Origin of the sequence: Acaryochloris sp. IP29b_bin.137 (assembly GCF_028285745.1) — a bacterium.
Lineage (GTDB): Bacteria > Cyanobacteriota > Cyanobacteriia > Thermosynechococcales > Thermosynechococcaceae > Acaryochloris.
Genome location: NZ_JANQOP010000133.1, coordinates 1 through 17,575 on the forward strand (window position 1 = coordinate 1; position 17,575 = coordinate 17,575).

The 17,575-nt window shown below is 51.7% G+C and carries 12 protein-coding genes and 1 pseudogene; 1 reads left to right on the forward strand and 12 read right to left on the reverse strand.

The genetic code is table 11. The features are described from left to right. Positions 1-95: 95 nt before the first annotated feature. From Q0991_RS10120 to cutA, 5 genes and pseudogenes are all read right to left on the reverse strand, one after another. Positions 96-509 (reverse strand): annotated as a pseudogene (locus tag Q0991_RS10120) (ATP-binding cassette domain-containing protein); the annotation flags it as partial. 3 nt (positions 510-512) lie between these two features. Then, positions 513-1,766 carry an FtsX-like permease family protein gene (locus Q0991_RS10125; RefSeq protein ID WP_299487973.1) on the reverse strand — a complete coding sequence of 418 codons (1,254 nt, stop codon included), beginning with the start codon at positions 1,764-1,766 and terminating at the stop codon, positions 513-515. An 11-nt stretch (positions 1,767-1,777) separates the two neighbouring features. Next, positions 1,778-2,941, reverse strand: a complete 1,164-nt coding sequence (locus Q0991_RS10130; protein ID WP_299487976.1) for an HlyD family efflux transporter periplasmic adaptor subunit — start codon at positions 2,939-2,941, stop codon at positions 1,778-1,780. A gap of 148 nt (positions 2,942-3,089) precedes the next feature. Continuing rightward, positions 3,090-3,422 (reverse strand): DUF565 domain-containing protein, encoded by a 333-nt coding sequence (locus Q0991_RS10135; RefSeq protein ID WP_299487979.1) that lies wholly within the window; start codon positions 3,420-3,422, stop codon positions 3,090-3,092. A gap of 21 nt (positions 3,423-3,443) precedes the next feature. Then, entirely contained in the window at positions 3,444-3,764 is a 321-nt protein-coding gene (gene cutA, locus Q0991_RS10140; protein WP_299487982.1) for a divalent-cation tolerance protein CutA, read from the reverse strand. Positions 3,765-3,979: 215 nt separating this feature from the next. Between cutA and Q0991_RS10145 the strand changes: the two genes are divergently transcribed. Then, positions 3,980-5,602, forward strand: a complete 1,623-nt coding sequence (locus Q0991_RS10145; RefSeq protein ID WP_299487984.1) for a cyclic peptide export ABC transporter — start codon at positions 3,980-3,982, stop codon at positions 5,600-5,602. Between the two features lie 104 nt (positions 5,603-5,706). Here the strand turns inward: Q0991_RS10145 and Q0991_RS10150 are convergent, their stop codons facing one another. The 7 genes from Q0991_RS10150 to Q0991_RS10180 form a co-directional block, all read right to left on the reverse strand. Continuing rightward, on the reverse strand, positions 5,707-7,575 hold the full coding sequence (locus Q0991_RS10150; RefSeq protein ID WP_299487985.1) for a hypothetical protein: 1,869 nt from the start codon (positions 7,573-7,575) through the stop codon (positions 5,707-5,709). Positions 7,576-7,584: 9 nt separating this feature from the next. Continuing rightward, positions 7,585-7,887 (reverse strand): acyl carrier protein, encoded by a 303-nt coding sequence (locus tag Q0991_RS10155; RefSeq protein WP_299487987.1) that lies wholly within the window; start codon positions 7,885-7,887, stop codon positions 7,585-7,587. 44 nt (positions 7,888-7,931) lie between these two features. Continuing rightward, positions 7,932-9,554: a PfaD family polyunsaturated fatty acid/polyketide biosynthesis protein gene (locus Q0991_RS10160; protein WP_299487990.1), complete on the reverse strand. Its 1,623-nt coding sequence runs from the start codon at positions 9,552-9,554 to the stop codon at positions 7,932-7,934. 6 nt (positions 9,555-9,560) lie between these two features. Beyond that, positions 9,561-12,278, reverse strand: a complete 2,718-nt coding sequence (locus Q0991_RS10165) for a PfaB family protein (RefSeq protein ID WP_299487992.1) — start codon at positions 12,276-12,278, stop codon at positions 9,561-9,563. A 6-nt stretch (positions 12,279-12,284) separates the two neighbouring features. After that, positions 12,285-13,100, reverse strand: coding sequence for a class I SAM-dependent methyltransferase (locus Q0991_RS10170; RefSeq protein WP_299487994.1), 816 nt, complete (start codon positions 13,098-13,100; stop codon positions 12,285-12,287). Beyond that, entirely contained in the window at positions 13,094-14,848 is a 1,755-nt protein-coding gene (locus Q0991_RS10175) for an SDR family NAD(P)-dependent oxidoreductase (protein ID WP_299487996.1), read from the reverse strand. The genes Q0991_RS10170 and Q0991_RS10175 overlap by 7 nt, the downstream gene beginning before the upstream one ends. A gap of 63 nt (positions 14,849-14,911) precedes the next feature. After that, on the reverse strand, positions 14,912-17,575 hold a 2,664-nt coding region (locus Q0991_RS10180; RefSeq protein WP_299487997.1), incomplete at its 5' end, for a phosphopantetheine-binding protein.

Here is a 17,575-nt window from a genome sequence, read left to right on the forward strand (position 1 = left end):
CAACTCACATCTAGGATGGAGACATTTTGCTGTCCACTGGTGAGGAAATTGCTCAAGCATCCTGACTTTCTCTCTGTCTAAAGTGATAAAAGAGGGATATGTTCGCCTAAGCCGACGGATTCCAGGATTGCGATCGCACGCCACTTCCGTTCCTCCAACGTCAAGTGTGTATGCAGCTTCAGAGACATACGGACATTCTCTTGGGCCGTCAGACAGTCCAGCAAATTATGAGATTGGAAGATAAAGCCAATTTGCTGGCGGAGCTGGACCAGCTTTTTCTTGGAGGCACCCAGGAGTTCTTGGTCGAGGAATTTAAGGCTGCCTTCCTGTTGCGATCTCAACGCCCCGATCAACGTCAACAGTGTGGTTTTTCCACTGCCCGACGGCCCCATCAGAATCACAATCTCTCCGGGATTGAGATCCAGACTAATGTCCTTGAGCACAGGCCGTCGCAACTGTCCCTTGCCAAAGGCATGATTGAGATGACGGATCGAAACAACGGGTTCCATCGGTTAAAACACATCCGCAGGGTCAGCTTGGCGGAGCTTCTGGGTCGCAATTCCCCCTGCCCCCATACACATAACGATGGTTAAGATAAACACCTGCGCCATCACATCGGGTCGCAAACTCAAGGGAATTTTCGTCAGAGAACTGAGCAGGCTATATACTCCGACAGATGCCACGCACCCAGGGATAAACCCCAACACCGCTAAAATCATGGCTTCCTGCAGGACAACCCGCAGTAACGCATTATCGGCAAACCCCATCGCCTTCAAGGTGGCATATTCTGGCAGATGTTCTAGCACGTCCGAGTAGAGGACCTGATACACCACAATTACCCCGACAATAAAGCCCATCATCGCCCCAAAATTAAGGACAGTCCCACTCGGATCCGTTTCCCAGAACGCCACTTCTTTTTGGATCAGTTCCTCTCGGGTTAACACCTGGATAGAGGGCGGTAAGGCTTGTTGAATCTGGGTTTTAACCTGCAGGAGGTCAGCGCCTGCATCCAAACTCACTAAGCCCAAGCTGACACTCTCTAAACTCTCAGGTCCGCTGCGGGCAGCATAGTTCAAGTCACTCATAATCACATGGCCCTTGGTGAACAGTGTGCTCCCCAACGTAAACAAACCGGCAATTTGAGTGCGGCGATTTCCCATCACCGTCGTTAACTGGGGGGTCTGCGTGATTAAATCGGGAATCGGTCCCAACCCATCCTGAGACAGGCGGTCGTAGAGAATCGTATCGGGTTCCTTCAACTTGTCCAGTTGCTGATTGATTTCAGGCAGGGTAAAGGCAGGCTGTGAGAGGTTAAAGGCCAGAATTTTAACCCGATCCGGAAAGATTTGAATCTCTTTATTGGCCGATTTGTCTTGCCCTGGAGGAGCCAATAACTCCGGTGGAATCGGATGCTCGGCGGGGAGTTGCTCCGGGTTGATCCAGTCCACGCGTCCCCGAATATAGAGAGGACTCGCCGTAGCCACACCAGGGACGGCATTGGCTTGGTACAGGTGCACTCGCGCAAAGGACTGGAACCCCAAGGCCCGAGAGTAAGACGATATCAAGAACAGGTCGCCCTGGAGATTTTCGTGAATTAAGGTAATGCCATCAAACAACACGGCCCGAATCCCCAGTTGGGCAAACATCAGGATATTGGCAAAGGCCACCCCCGTTAGAGCGACAGCCAAACGGGACTTTTGATGGGAGAGCTGTGCCCAAGCCAGGGGGCGTTCAGCCGTTAAATTGCGCAGTTGGCCCCATTTCATCTGGCCTCCTCCTATAAGTCAATGGTGACTCTGACTTGCATATTTGTGAGTCCAGCGACAATGGGGCTATCGTCTTTATCAATGCGAATGTAGACATTGACAATCCGGGCATTTTCATCCGTTGTGGGGTTGTTATTTCCGGTGGACAGCGTGCGAGGGTCAATCTGAAGGCCGACATCATCTACCACCCCTTGGATCTCCCCTTCAAATCCACCGTATTCACTGAGAATGGTGGCCCGTTGACCTTTCCGAACCTTCCTGACATCCGTTTCATATACTTCTGCCTGGACAAACATCTGCTCTGTCCGGCCCAAATCAACAATGCCCAGTTGGGTGTTGACCTGCTCTCCCACCTTGGTATTAATTCGCAGAATTTGGCCAGGGATAGGGGCGCGAACTTGGGTATCGTTATAATCGGCTCGCCGTTGCTCTACTTCTATTAGGGCGCGTTCTAGTTCAGCTTGGGCAATGGTGACGTCAATCGGTCGTACCTGCTGAAGTTCAGCCAGTCGGGCCTTCGCCTCTTGAATTTGTGCCTTTAGAGAGGTGACGGTTTGTTCTAAGGAGGCGATTTGAGTGGCTAAGGTGGCACGAGTCGTCTCATACTCTTCGCGGGCAGCGTCCACTTCTGCCCGACTAATCGCTCCTTGCTGATAGAGCTGTTGACGGCGTTGGTAGGTCAACGCTGCCTCCCATAGAGAGGCTTGAGCACTAACAATCTCGGCTTCCTTTTGCTTAACCTCGACAGGCAGTTGAGTTTCCAATCGGATTACGACGGCTTGCTGGGCAGCAAGCCCTCCGGGTTTGGTATCTCCTTGTTTGGCCTTGATCAGACGAGCCTGTAAAAGCTTGACGTTGGTTTGAGCTGCTTTGAGATCGGCGAGCCGACGATCCGCGCCTTGGAGGGTCGCAATCACCTGATTGGCACGAACGCGGTCGCCGACTTTGACCATGATCCGATTGACTCGACTGTCTTCAGCATTGGAGACCGATAATTTGATGACATCAAATTCTGGAATAATCTTGCCCCGAGCCACTACTCGGTTGGGTTTAATCGTTGTGGGAGTGGGAGTAGGGGTGGGCTGAGCTTGCAACAATCCACAGGCGCTGATCAGCAGTGAAGCTCCCAGGATGACTATCAGCGGTTCTCGTCGCTTTGCCCCTGGGACCGTCATGCACACCTCTAAGTCAATGAAGCACTAGCCAACCTGCTTCAATTGTAGACTTAGATGTAGACTTAGATTCTCAAGACGGTGTTCCACTCTATGATGGAGTCTAAGTCAAGGCAGGCTTGCGTTCACCTCATTCCTTACGGGTCAGGTCTTAACTGCCCAACATAAAGGCAATCACAAATAGACCGTAGGTCAGTCCTAGCTTGAAGGTATTGAGGGCTTCTCCCCAGAGGGCTTTACGAGCGTTGCCTCGATTGCGATGAAAGATCCAATTCACCACTTCTGTAAATAGCAAGACTAGGGCCGCCACGGTGATATCGAGATAGGCTAACTGACCTGCGATCGCAGCAAAGGATATGCCGATATAAATCCCAAATAGCAACGCAATCACCAACACCGAAATCCGTCGCCAAGGGTTGCGCAACTCCTGCTTCAGTTGCTGACCTAGACCAGAGACTAAGGTATTAAGACGGGTATTCTGCATCAGAAACGCTCCCTGCAACAGTTATGACTGAACTTGGGTTGAAATCCAGTTGAGATAGGGCATCGAACCTGCCGTCACGGGCAAAGCAATGATCTCTGGCACATCATAGGTATGCAATTCACGTACTTTCGTTTCTAAAGCCGCAAATTTATCCTGTTGAGTCTTGATCATCAACTGCCATTCTTGCTCATGCTGTACCTTCTTATCCCAGGCATAGATAGATGATACGGGAAATAGACTGACACAGGCTGCCAGGTGATCACGAACGAGAAGGGCTGCGATCGCAACGGCTTCATCTTCAGAAGAGGCGGTCACCATCACCACAATAGCGTCTGTAGTCATTTTCAAAAGCAACTTGTTAGGATTAACCACAGTGTATCGGCAATTCGCTCAAATCTGGCATGGAAGCACTATCGACATCACGGTTATTAACCGTATCCCCCAATAGTATTTAGTTCTCTCAAATATCATTCTTGGCTTGAGCGCAAACTGTTACAGGTATGTTGCTGATTTCGTGCTGAAGCCTCGATATCCATCGCACTTTATCAGAGGCATTCATGCAAATTATCTGGCTTCTTATTAAAGCGTCTTGGGTCAGTGCGATCTTGGCTATTCTGACCGGAATTATCAGTGGCGTTTGTAGTGCACGGCTCATTGCCCTGGTCAATACCGCTATTAGCCAGAACGCGACTCAGTCACTGCTGATCTCCTTTGCTGGATTGGCGATTCTGGCCCTGGTAACGGGGAGTCTGTCCCAGTTTTTACTGATTGATCTAGCCCAAGACTCTGTTTATAAACTGCGTCTTCATCTCAGTCAGCGAATTCTTGCTTCCCCCCTGCGCCAGTTAGAACTGTTAGGCCCCAGTCGATTATTTGCAGTCTTAACGAAAGACGTACAAGCCATTTCCGATACCGTCTTTGTAATTCCATTCCTATGCATTGATATCGCAGTAGTCGGTGGATGCTTAATCTATCTGGGTTGGTTATCGATTTGGGTCTTTCTGATTGTGGCAGCCTTTATGGCGGTCTCCATTCCCTTGGTCCAGCTCTTGCTCAGCTTTGCCTATCGATTTTTGCGTTTATCGCGTCAAGAAGATGATCGACTGTTTACGCATTTTCGCAGCATCACCGATGGCCTGAAGGAATTGAAGCTGCATTCAGTTCGACGGCTGACTTTTTTTACAGAAGATCTGACCGTAAGTGCGGCAACCTCCCGACGCTACCAAAAAAAAGCGTTCAAGTTTGCTGCTTTATCCAGTGGTGGAGGACAATTTCTATTCTTTCTGTTGATTGGGGTACTTCTGTTTGGCGTTCCCAACACCTTACCTTCAACCCAAGCCGTTTTACCCGCCTATATCCTTACCTTGACTTATCTAATGGGGCCATTGGGCAATATTATCCAGCGTTTGCCAAATTTAGCCAGCGCTAATGTCTCGATTCAGAAAGTCAACCAAATGGGATTAACACTGGCTGAAAATGCAGAATTAGAAACGGAGATGCTCCAACCCACTCCCACCCATTGGCAAACACTGAAGTTCACTGAGGTTGTTCATACCTACCAAGACCCAGAAGCAGATCATGTATTCACAGTTGGACCGATTGATTTGACACTTCAATCAGGAGAGTTAGTCTTCATTGTCGGGGGCAATGGTAGCGGCAAATCTACCTTAGCTAAGCTAATCACCGGGTTATACGTTCCTGAGTCAGGGACGATCCTGTTGGATGACGAGCCCATTGTAGACACCAATCGCGAATGGTATCGGCAACTTTTTTCGACCATTTTTTCAGACTACTACCTATTTGAGCGATTAATCAGTGAGGAATTCTCTACACTAGATGAACAAGCTCAGACCTATTTAAGCAAATTGGAGCTTGAGCAAAAAGTTTCGGTACAGGATGGACAGCTATCCACTACAGGATTGTCTCAAGGCCAGCGAAAACGGTTAGCCCTGTTATCGGCTTATCTGGAGAACCGCTCAATTTATCTGTTTGATGAATGGGCTGCAGACCAAGATCCTATCTTTCGAGAGATCTTTTACACACAACTTTTAGCTGAACTTCAGCAGCGGGGTAAAACCGTACTTGTGATTAGTCATGACGACCATTTCTTCCATCTCGCAGACCGGATTATCAAGCTTGATTATGGTCGTGTTGAATCCGATGAATATCTTGCGATTTAGAACCGGAAGGAGCGATCGCAAACCAAAAGTGTGCCCCCCTACCCATCGTAATCGGACCGGTCCCATCCATACAGCGGGAAAATCATAAGTGTCATTTCCCCGATCTAAGTCACTCCCGCAGGTGACTTATGCGCTAGGGAACGAAAGTGTTTACCTCCAAGTTCAATCTGGCCCTGCTCACAGCCGCTGATCAGTCGTTCTACCAGATACTCCCAGTCAGAGGCAATAAAATTAGCGCCGTGATCGGGTTCAATCAGGCTGACTAATTGAATGTTCTCGCTGGGTAGATTCGTCAGACTGGAGAGCCCCAAAAAGTTAAAAATTCCGGACTCGTAGGTTCCACAGGGGACTGAAGGGTTGTGAGCACCTGTCCAGTATTCGTTCGCCTTAAACCAGTCTGCTGACGGGTAGCCATGAAAATGGACAATAGGAGCGCCATTTTCAACCAAGCTAGGTGTATACAGCGCTGCTGAAAGGGCGATCGCCACCATCACATAAAGGTCATAGGACGGCTTAATATCAGTTGCAGGGTCAGTTCCCTCCGGCAATTGCAGCATCAGCTGATTCGTCAGACCAATCTGCAGAACGTCTTGATTGAGATCTAGATGGGTCTTATTGGCACCCGACCGAGCACTAACCACCCAAATATCTGGGATTTGGCGGAAGCGGTGCGACTGGCGATCGCCGCTATTCCCTGTACGCACTTTCGCATACCGTCGTCCGTGGGTGTTCTGCCGTACTTCAACAGGAGAGAGACCCTGAACCGGTGCCAGGGTTTCCCACTCATCCCGATCAATTTCTGGTGCTCCGACATACTGAGGAGCTTTGATATAGGCCACAAAACCGTAGGAAACGCCCGTCCGCCCATTGACAAGGCGATCGACGATATCTCGATGCGATTGGCGCTGAATCATTTTGCTCAGCTTGAAGCCAGGGGGAAACAAACCTGTCGGTGCCAGGGCCTTACCCAACTCAACTAGCCGACCTGCATCATCTGATGTCTGAGGGTTATATTGGCCTACTTCAAATTGATTAAGCAACAGGGGGGCAATGGGAACAAAAATCTTAGGAATCAGGGATTTTGCCACGAAGCGTTCTAGATCTGCTGTCGGAAAAACCGAGTCCGACAGATTCATATTCAAAATCGAAATCTGATCCTCAGAAACGCCAATCATAATTTCGGAGAAGGTTCGGATCAGGGCATTGATACCCATATCGATCTTCTGACGATAGGAGGTTTGGGGGTGGATAAACGCTGGGTTTAAGTCGGTCAGCATAACCACCTGAGTCCGGGTCGGATCCTCGACGGTTTTAGCGGCATGTTCTTCGGCCCAGCCAATCAGCATGGCAATTCGGGGGATGGATAGGGTTTGCCCACGAGCCACGGTCCGAGTGTAGAGCCAGTAGAGCGCTTCGGCCGCGATGTTTTTTGCACGGCTCCACAGAGAGGGCGAGCGCTCGACATCAATAACGGCATCAATACTGGTTTTCACGGTTCGAATTTGAATCGTTTTTTTCCAGCCCAGGATCGGGAGTTTGAGGGTGTACTTAAATTGCCGCGTTGCCTCGTGCCAAGCTACAACCCTTACTCCCTGATACCAGAGCTGTTGTTTGAGCGCCTCCCGGAACTGCAGGATCTTGGTGTTTTTGTATCTTTTGGGCAATGGTCGGAATGTAACGGAGACCTTTTGGGCCATCGCCCGAGCATCAATGATAGGAAGGCGGGTGGACGTCCCTTTCATCCCTCCAATCAGGTGACCGATGGTGGAGAGGCTGAGGCCATTCTCAAGGCAGATTTCCTGGCGATCACCCTGCTTTAAAAGCGCTAGAATTTCCGTTTTATGGGCAGCAATCTCACTTCGTAGCGCTGGGGTAACGACGCCTTTTGGAGAACGAATATTGAGCTTCTCGTTCTCAGCCCAAATTCGGATGCCTTTCTGAGAGAGGCTGGTAACCAGTTCGGATGCATTCACAGCAAGACCTCAGAGTTCAAACATTTCAGAATCAGACGCTTCAAATTCTTCGGCTAGACGTTGGGACAGGGAAGCGATGGTCGGATAGTGCCACAGCAGCAGGGGAGAGACTTCAACTCCCAAAATAGATTCTGATTTGGCCAGGATACAGGTGGCCTGTGCAGAGCTGAGGTCATAGCTATCTAAGGGTTCTTGAATGTCAATTTCGGAGGGGGAAACGCCGAGCTGCTCGGCGATTTGGGTGGTCAGCCAAGTTTGAATGGCTACAGGGGTAAGCTGTTTCTGGGTATCTGAAGAAGGGAGCTGACTCATGGGGTGTTCTCTACTTTGGGGTAAAAAGCTAGACCGGGTTCCCCTTACTCAAGGGGAATAGGACGATACTGACCGTAGTGGGCAGGCATATTCAGTCCCTGTAGCTTGAGGGCATTGACACGATAGAGAAAGGCAGCCCCCCTCATAATGTGAAGGGCCACATCTACGACGCGGCGCTGGTCAGGAGCTTCAAGGTAGGTGTCCTTGACCCAGTTGTTGAACGCCCCCATTGCTGGGCCGCACCAGATTTGATAATCGGCAGTGCGATCGCACTCCCCCGTCTTGGACCAGCGAGACGACAACCCCAAATACCACCGAAAAATAAGCGCCATCTTCAGCTTGGGATTGTTTGCCGCTTTCGCCAGCTTTTCCGGTTTGTGCGCCGCTAAATACGCCTGAGTTTCCTGCCAAACCTCGTCAAGAGGACGCTGGAAGATCTGCTGTTCCAGTCTATGCCGCTCTGCCTGCGGAATATCCTCAATCGCGTCATAAGTTTTATAGAGGTCAAAGAGCTTTTGCGCCCGCAGGGGGAACAGTGTTCCTTTTTTAAGAACCTGGAGTTTAACCCCCATTTCAAACATATCGGCAGCAGGGGCCATGATCACGTCATGCATCTCGGCCTCAGCCAATAGCCGTTTAGTATGGGGAGACGCTGCGGCCTCTAAACAAGACTGGTTTACTGATCCCGTGACCACATAAGCAGCCCCCATCATCAAAGCGGCAAGGGCAGACGGGGGAGTACTAATCCCGCCTGCTACCCCGATCCTGACTGGAGTGCGGTAGCTGTATTGGGCCTGAATCTCGTCTCGCAGCGCTAGGATGGCGGGCAGCAAGCACACCAGAGGCCGGTTATCGGTGTGACCACCGGAGTCAGCCTCGACCGTGATATCGTCTGCCATAGGGACTTGGGCGGCAAGCTGGGCCTGCTGTTCAGAAATCAGTCCTTGGATGACTAATGCTTTAAGGATTTGGGCAGGGGCAGGCTGGAGGAACTGGGTCGCCACTTCCCGGCGGGACAGCTTGGCAATGATTTTGTTTTGAATTTTGATTTGCTGATTGGGACTAAGCTGGAGGCCCGCTGCTCGATAGTAGACCAGACTGGGCGTGAGGTTGATAAAGGCAGAGGCTTCAACGGTTCGGATATGATGCTTTAGGTATAGTTCGACCGTACTGCGCTCCATGGCCGCGTCATTGGGACTATGGAGAAGGTTAAAGGCATACGGCCCCTGAGGCAGCGCATCCTGAATACGATGGATGGCCGCTGTGATGCGATCTCGCCCCAATCCTCCAGAACCAAAGGAACTAAGAATCCCAGCCTTCCCAAGGGCAATCACTAGATCTTCTGACGCAATCCCACCCGCCATTGCACCAGCCGCATAGGCCATTTTCACCCCATGCCACGCCAAAAAACTAGGATCTCCCAACTGCTGCAGCGGCAGTGACGGCACGGTCATAATCGGTTCGACGGTCCCTAACTGCAACGGGTCAATCTGAATCATCCCAATCTGATTGGCAATTCTGACGACATGGCAGGGCTGTTCGAGATTGAGAAGCTTGGCTTTGATACCTTCTGCATCAAAGGCGATGGTTGCTAACGGATTTGACCCGGAAAAAGCTGCGGTAGAAAAGCAGTTCTCGTTTTTGTCTAGAGCGGAACTGATGGTCATTGGGGGCTAGTCCTTTGAACGCTGGAGTAAAGTCTGAGAAACCTGGAGCTGAAGTTGGAGCATCTCCTGCATCTGTTGGAGAGAATCTTGGCGCGAGCGTAAAAAGTCGCGGTGGACACGAGCCATCTGCAAATTATTCTGATGCAGCATCCCATAGCTCTTTGACTGGTGACTCAGAGAGGGTTGAGGGCTCTGTGTCGTGCGAGTTACCGGGTTGATATCACTGCGAGCAGGGGTGGCGTTGGCATGGGATGTGGCCTCCATGATCGGCGAGGCAAGTGGCGAGCGGCTTTGAAAACGTTGCGATCGCGGGGGGACGGCACCGAAGCGAAGGCTCTGAAAGATCTGCGAATGAAGGGTTTGCAGGCGGGCAGCTTGCAACTTCTCAGACAACCTTGCCTGTATTTCCGCAGGTTCAGCAGGTGGCGGCGTCACGGCATGGATCTCAAATAGGGGAGACACATCCACCGACACGCCATGACTGACCAATTTGGCAAGGGCACGGACAATCGTTGTATGTTCGTCTAAACCACGGCGATTAAAGGAGAGGGCGAGGTGGGGGCGCTGAGCCAAAATCTGATTAATCCAGCGAGCGGTCGTGCTACCAGCCCCCGTTTCCACAAAAATTCGCACCCCATCCTCATAAACACGGTTCACCAAACGTGGGAAATCTAGGGACTGACAGAGGTTCTGAGCAATGCTTTGACCGATCACCTCCCTATCTGTCTCTATAGGCTGATAGCCTGCCGCCGAATACAGCGTTAGGTGGGGAGTCTGCTTAACAGGGAACGTGTTCAAACGCACCAGTTCTGAGTACTCAGAGCGGACTGGCGCACAGTGAATAGCATGGTTAAAAGGTGCTCGAAAGGCGTTACAGTTCAAGACCTTGATCACTCGCTCACAGGCTGCCGTTTCCCCAGCAATCACCCCCTCTTGCGGCGTGTTGATCTGAGTTAAATACACCCGAGGTTCGGCTTTCAAGCACTCTTTGACCTGGGGCGCGGGAGCCATAACCACATAGGTGCTCCAGGACAATTCATCGTCATCGGCAAGTCCCCAGTGTTCTCGGACAGCATTTTTAGGGCCGGAGAGGCGATTGCGGAACAAGGTCGAGGCGTTAAAAGCGGCACTGCCCTCATTGAGGCTTGTCCAGATGCCTTGAGCAAACATCATGCTGGATTCGCCAAGGCTATAGCCAAACGCACAGTGGGGCTGCAGTTGAAAATAGTCTCGAAGCGTGGCGGTGGCTAAGCTGGCGTAGGCGAGTTCCGATTCCAGCATTGCAAATGGATCCTGCATCAGGCGCTGTTCAATCGCCTCCCGCTGTCGATTGGAAAGGGGCTTGAGGCTTCTCGGATAGAGGATTTTCTCAACCTTTGCCGCTCGCTGACTCACATCTTGAAGCAGCGGATCATCGTACAGGCTGGGGAAAAGGCGAAAGAGCGTTCGAGCCAAACCCACGTAGGCTCCAAAGGCTCCAGGATAGACAAAGGCAATGCGGCCAGTTTGGGCCAGCGGGCGAGGTGTAAAGTAGCTACCCGCTGGTGTTTGCCAATCTTCAGTGTTCGCGATCGCCTGGGGGATACCCGTTAGTGCTCGCTGAATTTCCCGGTCTAGCTCTGCTTTAGACTTTGCCAGCAAGACTAGAACGTAGGTGGCTTGATGGAACGCTCGCCAGGTTTCATAGGCGACGGTCTTGAGGGAAGCACTATCCACTCTCTGATCCTGTAGCGCATGCAATTTTTCGAGCAGTGTTGATGGATCAGGCGCAGCTAGGGCAAATAGGCACAGGGGCATTTGTACTAGATATCGATTGCTGAGGGATCGGCCAGCGGGGCACTCTGACAGGAGGATATGCCCACCGCTGTGGATCTGATAAACAGCAGCATTCCTGAGCGACTCACTATCTTCTAATAACCAAGGACGGGACTCAGTGGGCACATAAAAGGGACTCTGTTGCCAATCCTGCTGAGGACCAGCCCCTTGAGGCACCGCAGGAAGATATCGATAATAAAGGCAGAGCGAGGCCTTGATCAGGTGAGTAAGATCTGAAGTCGGCGGAAGCGTTGGGGGTAACGTCCCCAAGGCACAACTGAGGGCCGATCCTTGATAGGTACTGAGATCGGCCGTTGCTAATGCGCCACCACAGAGTTCTAGGTAATGGATATTCTCAGGAGGTGGGGGAGACGGATGGATTGCGGTGATCAGAGCATAGATGCGCCCTCCTGCCGCTGTGGCAGTTTCTGGCCGCTTGAGAACAATAGCGCTGGAGCCGCTGCGACCGAAAACACCCACTAGTGCTGTATCCACCTCTTGTGCTGATAGGAGCCGCTGCGATAGTTCGAGAGCTGCAAAGGTAGGATTCTCTTGTGCTTCTAGCGTCGAAAATCCGCCCGAAAAGCGCCATAGAGAACGAATCAGATCCGCAGTCTCCCCATGGAATGCCTGAGTTTGTGAGGTAGAAGTGATGATGACGGCGATCGCGCCCCCTCGGTTTACATCGGCATCCTCAAGGGCTTCATTCGCTGCTGTGAGCATCAATTGCTGGGCAGGGTCGAGCTGTCCTTTTGCAGAAAGCTTCGAGGGCTGATTCTGATGATCGACCCCGTTCCCCTCATAAATATTGCGTTCGAAGACATCTAGGTTTGTCTCTGGACCCCAGTGAATTCCCATGCCGACGATGGCAAGGGAGTCTTTCTTGAATGTCAGATTTGGTTCACTCATGGCAGTTTATCCTTGAGGAGGGTGCGATCGCTGCAGGATGTAGCACCAATACTCCAGGTCTCCTTGATTGAAAGCTTCGTAGACTGGACTGCCTTGGATCCCGGCAAACCAGCGGGCCAGTCCGTGGAAATAGGTTGGGATATTGGTTTTGATAATATCTAGCTTCCGCTCATTTTCTAGGTCCATTGCCGCCAACACATTGGCAGTAATGGCCTCTTGTTTCAGAATGGAAAACCCAGCCTTTATCAACTGCTTTCGAGTCGCATCCACAGCATCTTGGGGGCGAAAGTCTGCAAACAGAAAGTAACCTTGAGGACGCAGTACCCGGAATACCTCCGAGAAGAAGTGTTCGGTTTGTCGATAGCAGTGGGATGATTCGATATTGACCACTGCATCAAAGGAGTGATCGGGCAGAGACAACGATTCTGCATCGTCCACGCTAAACTCCAGACCTGGCATTTGATGGCGCTGACGGCAAAAATGGATATTGCTTGCCGAAAAATCAATCCCGGTGACTGACTGAGGATTAAGATAGCGACGCATGTAAGACGCGCCACCGCCACGCCCACAGCCAACCTCTAAAACATCCAGCCCTTCTAAGGGAACGGCGTGGGTGACATAGTGGTAAAGCTGAATGCAGTAGCGTTCGCGCTCGTCAGTCCGATCAAGCTGGAGCCGTTCCGTCCTGAAGTCGGTATAACCATAGTTCATCAGCACAATATTGATGTCTTGGTATCTAGAGGCGAAATAGTTGTACCAAAACCGCCAAAACATTCGCCTGAGCGGGAAACGATTGGGTTGGGCCAGAAAATTATTTAGCATGGTGCACTTTGCTGAGCAGTGGAGCTTGGTTTTTCTTGAGTCGCTAACTGATTGAGGGGCAATTTGGTTCCTTTGGCATCCAACATGCGATTGTAGAGATTGCCATATGAGTCATGGGTGATCACATCGGCTACTACAGCCGTTCCAGTCTGGGATTTAATCCTGCAGGAGACATAAAAGTTTTGATGAAAAGGAATCGATCTAAACTGCTCGTACTGGCGCATCCCAGCAGGTAGACACCCTTGCTCACAAAACCGCTGCGTCCATATCCAGAGGGAATGGCTCTGCACATCGGCGATGTAGGGATTAATGGTGTAAACGGGAAATTGACCCTGCTGGCGATCACTTAGAGGCTCGACGCAGCATCGGGCAATCAGGCGATGGGGGCTAGCGTCTAATACCGCATTCACCCCTTGGAACATCGGACCATGAAATAGGCTCAGCGCTCCCTGCTGGTAGAGTCCTTGTTCGGGTTCTGGAGACACCGTAACCGCTAGGGTCGGGTCAGTAGGGACATCTGGAGAGTGAGATTGAAGCTGAATTTGAGCACTAAAGTGATAGCGAGGTTGCCCGGTCGGCGTTCGACTCCAGATCTTTGTTGCTAGGGCAATTCCGTTTTGCTTGCCGGTTTCGACGATGTCCAATTGATACTCATCGGCCAGGTGCTCATTGAAAATGATTCCTTTGAGAATTTTGAATTGCTGCAACTGTACGAACTGATAGCCGGGATAGAGCTGTTCACAGGCATGAACCATCCAGGCGATCGCACAGGTCGCTGGCAGCACTGGCTGTCCTGCAATAACGTGATCGAATAAAAAAGGATTGGCGGCAAGCTGGAGCTTGCGGCGCAAATGATAGGTTCGCAGTGCATCACTAACCTTGATCGCAGGCATTGTTAAAGGACTACCGATCACCACCTGAGCTTCGCGATGGTCGGGGGAGAGTTCATCCATCATCATCTGTGTGCCTACCGCGAGGGGGATGGTTTCAATCCCCCGTTCGGCGAAGGCCCGCTGGAGCGCAGGACTAACCATACCGCTGTCCCACGGTCCCCAGTTAATGGCCACAGTGTGACAGTTGGGGTAGCGCGGCTGCATCCAGTGGGCAGTTTTGTTGAGGATCTCGTTTGCGATCGCATAATCAGTTTGTCCCGCATTACCGTAAAAGCCCGCGACGGAAGAGAACAAAACCAGGTATCGCAACTGTTCAGGAACCACACTCTGGAGTAGATTGTCTAGCCCCACAACCTTGGGAGCATAAACTCGCTCAAAGTCCTGCTCCGTTTTCTTCTCAATGCGCTTATCGGCTAGATTACCTGCACCATGAATCATGCCCGTGATCGGTCCCCAGCGCTCTAGGCAGGGCTGTAGCGTTTGTTTAAGGGCGATCGCATCAGTGACATCGACGCTCAAATACTCGGCTTTACCGCCCGCCTGTTCAATGGCGTTAAGCGTGGCTCGAATATCTCGTTGCGTGGTGAGCGATCGATAAACGGCTTGGACTTTAACAGGGGTAGAGGCTTCCCTCTGCGCTTGTAACTGTTCAAAGATGAGCTGTTTGAGAGTCGCTTCATCCTGCTCGTCCTCCGCCCAAGCAGGCGGATCTCCCGTGAGGGCAGTGCGCCCCAAGAGAATAAACTTGCAGGAGTAGGTCAGGGCTAGTTTGATCACGGCTGCAGCCGTAATCCCCCGAGCGCCGCCGCTGGCCAGGAAGGTCGTGTTGTGATCGAGGGGAGAAGGAATGCTCATTGTGATTGATTAGGTGAGGACAATCGAATCTATCTAATGGATCTCAATAAATCGAAGCGGCCTCTAACAAGTCAACGTAACTCGCCCTTGGGGACTGTAGCCCACTTCCACGACCCATCGATTGGGGTCGTGGAGTTCCGCCATAATGTGCTGAACAGAGAGAGACGGATCGAGTTCAGGACTCAGATCAATCGCCCGACAAAAGACATCGTTCCATTCCCAGTTCAGGGACTTGGTCAGACCAAACAGCCCTGCCGAAAGGGGACTAAAGTCAGCTTGACCCCTGGTTCCGAAGACGCCATCCAAATGGGCCACGGTTAGAAAACAGCTCCGTCCCTGTTGCGCAGCCTGATTGAGTTCAATCTTGAGGTGTTTGGCCATCCAAAAGACCTGCTTGAGGATTGCAGATTCCGCTGGCGAATATAGTCCGTCATAACTGGCAGAGACCTGCGGATGGAGGTGAATCAAAGCGCCAACAGAACCGTACTGAGTGGCGATCGCCGTTAGTTGCTGCTCTAAATGAACTTCACTGAAGTCTTCTAAAACCACTTGCTCAACCCCATCGGGGAGGGGGAGGCTTTCGGAATGGGAATGGCTCAGCATCACAACCTTCCAGCCCAGATCAACGAGGGCTTGAGCGACTGGGGATGCGATCGCAGATCCGTAGTCCGTCAAGATGCTCACACGGGAGTCGGAAAGGGTTAAGTCCATCCTGTCCGGGGGCGACAGAAACTTCAGCCGAACGGGTTGCCGAAGAATGCTTGAGGGTGACTCCGTTGCTGGAGGGGTCAAGCTATGCTTTTTTTTTTCGCCCCCCTGAAGGCTCTGAATAAACTCAACGACTTGCTCTAGGGTCCGCATCTCAACTTCAGCGAGTTCCTCTAGATCAGGCTGGGGAAAATCGGGATATTTTTCCATGAGCGCCCCCAGAATCTCGAAGCGCTTGATCGAGTCAATGCCTAGATCGGCCTCCATCTCCATCTCCAGCTCTAGCATGTCGATGGGATAACCCGTTTTATCGCTGACCACGGCCAGTAGCACTTGACTTAGCGTCTCTACCTCGACTTGGGGGTCAGCAAGTGGCATCGCTACAGCAGATTGCGGTGGCCCCAGTTCCGGTCTCCTGAATGCCTGCTCTTGGGAGGCTTCAAGGACTTGATTATTCTGGAGAAGCTCAGCGTCGTGTTGACCCGAATCAATTCTCTGCGCGGTCGGTAAGGCAGTATTGCCTCCCTGCGACTGGATAAATTCAACCACCTGATCGAGGGTTCGCATTTCTACTTCTGCTAGCACTTCCAGATCAGGCTGGGGAAAATCAGGATATTTCTCCATCAGTGCCCCCAGAATCTCGAAGCGCTTGATCGAGTCAATGCCCAGATCGGCCTCCATATCCATATCTAGCCCTAACATATCGATGGGATAGCCCGTCTTATCACTGACCACGGCTAGTAGCACTTGACTCAGGGCCTCTGAATCAACGGCAGGTACAATTTTCGTTTCCAGTAACTCAGTTTCTTTCGTTTCCGGTGACTCAGATTCTGCAAAGGGGGCGATGGCCAATGCCTCAACCTCAGGGGGGGCAATGGTGGGAGAGGCCACCCCTCCATTGAGAGGGTTTGCTGGCACAGCCGAACGCTCCAGCGCCGGATTGCCCTGATTGATCCAGGCGCTCGACAACGATAGCTCTGACTGAGGGATCAACTCCGAGACCGTTTGGATTGAGGCGCTGTGACCATTGGAGCCGTCCTCAACCGGGGCGATTGCTGGCCCTATATCCCGAGGGACAGTCCATTGACCATACTGCTGTTGAGCCAGTTGGAAAAACTGCTTTGCATATTCACCTTGCTGAGTGATGGATTGATCATGAGTACGCAGGGTCTCCGCTTGGTGGGCATGAAACTGCATCATATTGCGTTCCAGGCTGCCGATCACCTCAGGTGGAATCTGACTTGCGATCGCGTTGCCGTCCAGCAATAACGCATTTTGCTGATGCATCAGCTGGAGGAATCCTTGGGTATAGGCCAGATGATTGCTGAGGTACTGTTGATGGGTCTCCAGCGTCTGGCGATGGTGCTGATTAAAGTGGCTCAGTAGATGCTCTATGCTGTCTAAAATTCGGCCATCGCCTCGATAACCATCAGCAACAGCATGCCGAGCAGGAGTTGCGGGTGGGTTGCCGCCGGGTTGAGGACGATCGCCCCTTATCGAACTGCCATTTGAATCATCTGAATGACCGTTCGTGGTGGGTCCTCCCCCCGGCTGGCCGCCTGCGCGTTCAAGAACGGCAGTCTGCCCCTGTTGAAAACCATTGGATAAATGACCATTGGATAAATCACCGTTGGATTGGCCAAGACTAGCAGCGGGACTATGATGACCGTTAGTTGGCGATAGGGTCGTCGTCCTCTCTAGAGATTGAGATGTTGTAGCAATCGACATCGGGGCAAGTTGGGCTTGTAGGACAGGGCTGGAAGTAGGCAATTTGAAGGAATGCCCCTCCTCTAGAGCAGCTTTAAGGGACTGCTGCGTCTTTTCGCTGACGTAGTTGTTGCCGTTGAGTCGGACGTTGAGCCTCTTTGCTTTTTTAGACACTTCGGGAAGGGTGACCGCCCGTTGGTAAGGGTCTAAATTCTGGAGTGATAACCCAGCAACCCGCAGATGAATCCAGGCTTCTCGCAATTGATGATCGCTATCCTTCTGCCGACTGGCATTGAGAGCAATGGCCAAGTG

Bases quoted from the DNA above. Each gene is read 5' to 3' on its own strand.
- cutA (WP_299487982.1), bottom strand. From the start codon at position 3,764: ATGACTACAGACGCTATTGTGGTGATGGTGACCGCCTCTTCTGAAGAT.
- Q0991_RS10170 (WP_299487994.1), bottom strand. From the start codon at position 13,100: ATGCTAAATAATTTTCTGGCCCAACCCAATCGTTTCCCGCTCAGGCGA.
- Q0991_RS10145 (WP_299487984.1), top strand. From the start codon at position 3,980: ATGCAAATTATCTGGCTTCTTATTAAAGCGTCTTGGGTCAGTGCGATC.
- Q0991_RS10155 (WP_299487987.1), bottom strand. From the start codon at position 7,887: ATGAGTCAGCTCCCTTCTTCAGATACCCAGAAACAGCTTACCCCTGTA.
- Q0991_RS10135 (WP_299487979.1), bottom strand. From the start codon at position 3,422: ATGCAGAATACCCGTCTTAATACCTTAGTCTCTGGTCTAGGTCAGCAA.
- Q0991_RS10165 (WP_299487992.1), bottom strand. From the start codon at position 12,278: ATGAGTGAACCAAATCTGACATTCAAGAAAGACTCCCTTGCCATCGTC.
- Q0991_RS10175 (WP_299487996.1), bottom strand. From the start codon at position 14,848: ATGAGCATTCCTTCTCCCCTCGATCACAACACGACCTTCCTGGCCAGC.
- Q0991_RS10130 (WP_299487976.1), bottom strand. From the start codon at position 2,941: ATGACGGTCCCAGGGGCAAAGCGACGAGAACCGCTGATAGTCATCCTG.
- Q0991_RS10160 (WP_299487990.1), bottom strand. From the start codon at position 9,554: ATGACCATCAGTTCCGCTCTAGACAAAAACGAGAACTGCTTTTCTACC.
- Q0991_RS10125 (WP_299487973.1), bottom strand. From the start codon at position 1,766: ATGAAATGGGGCCAACTGCGCAATTTAACGGCTGAACGCCCCCTGGCT.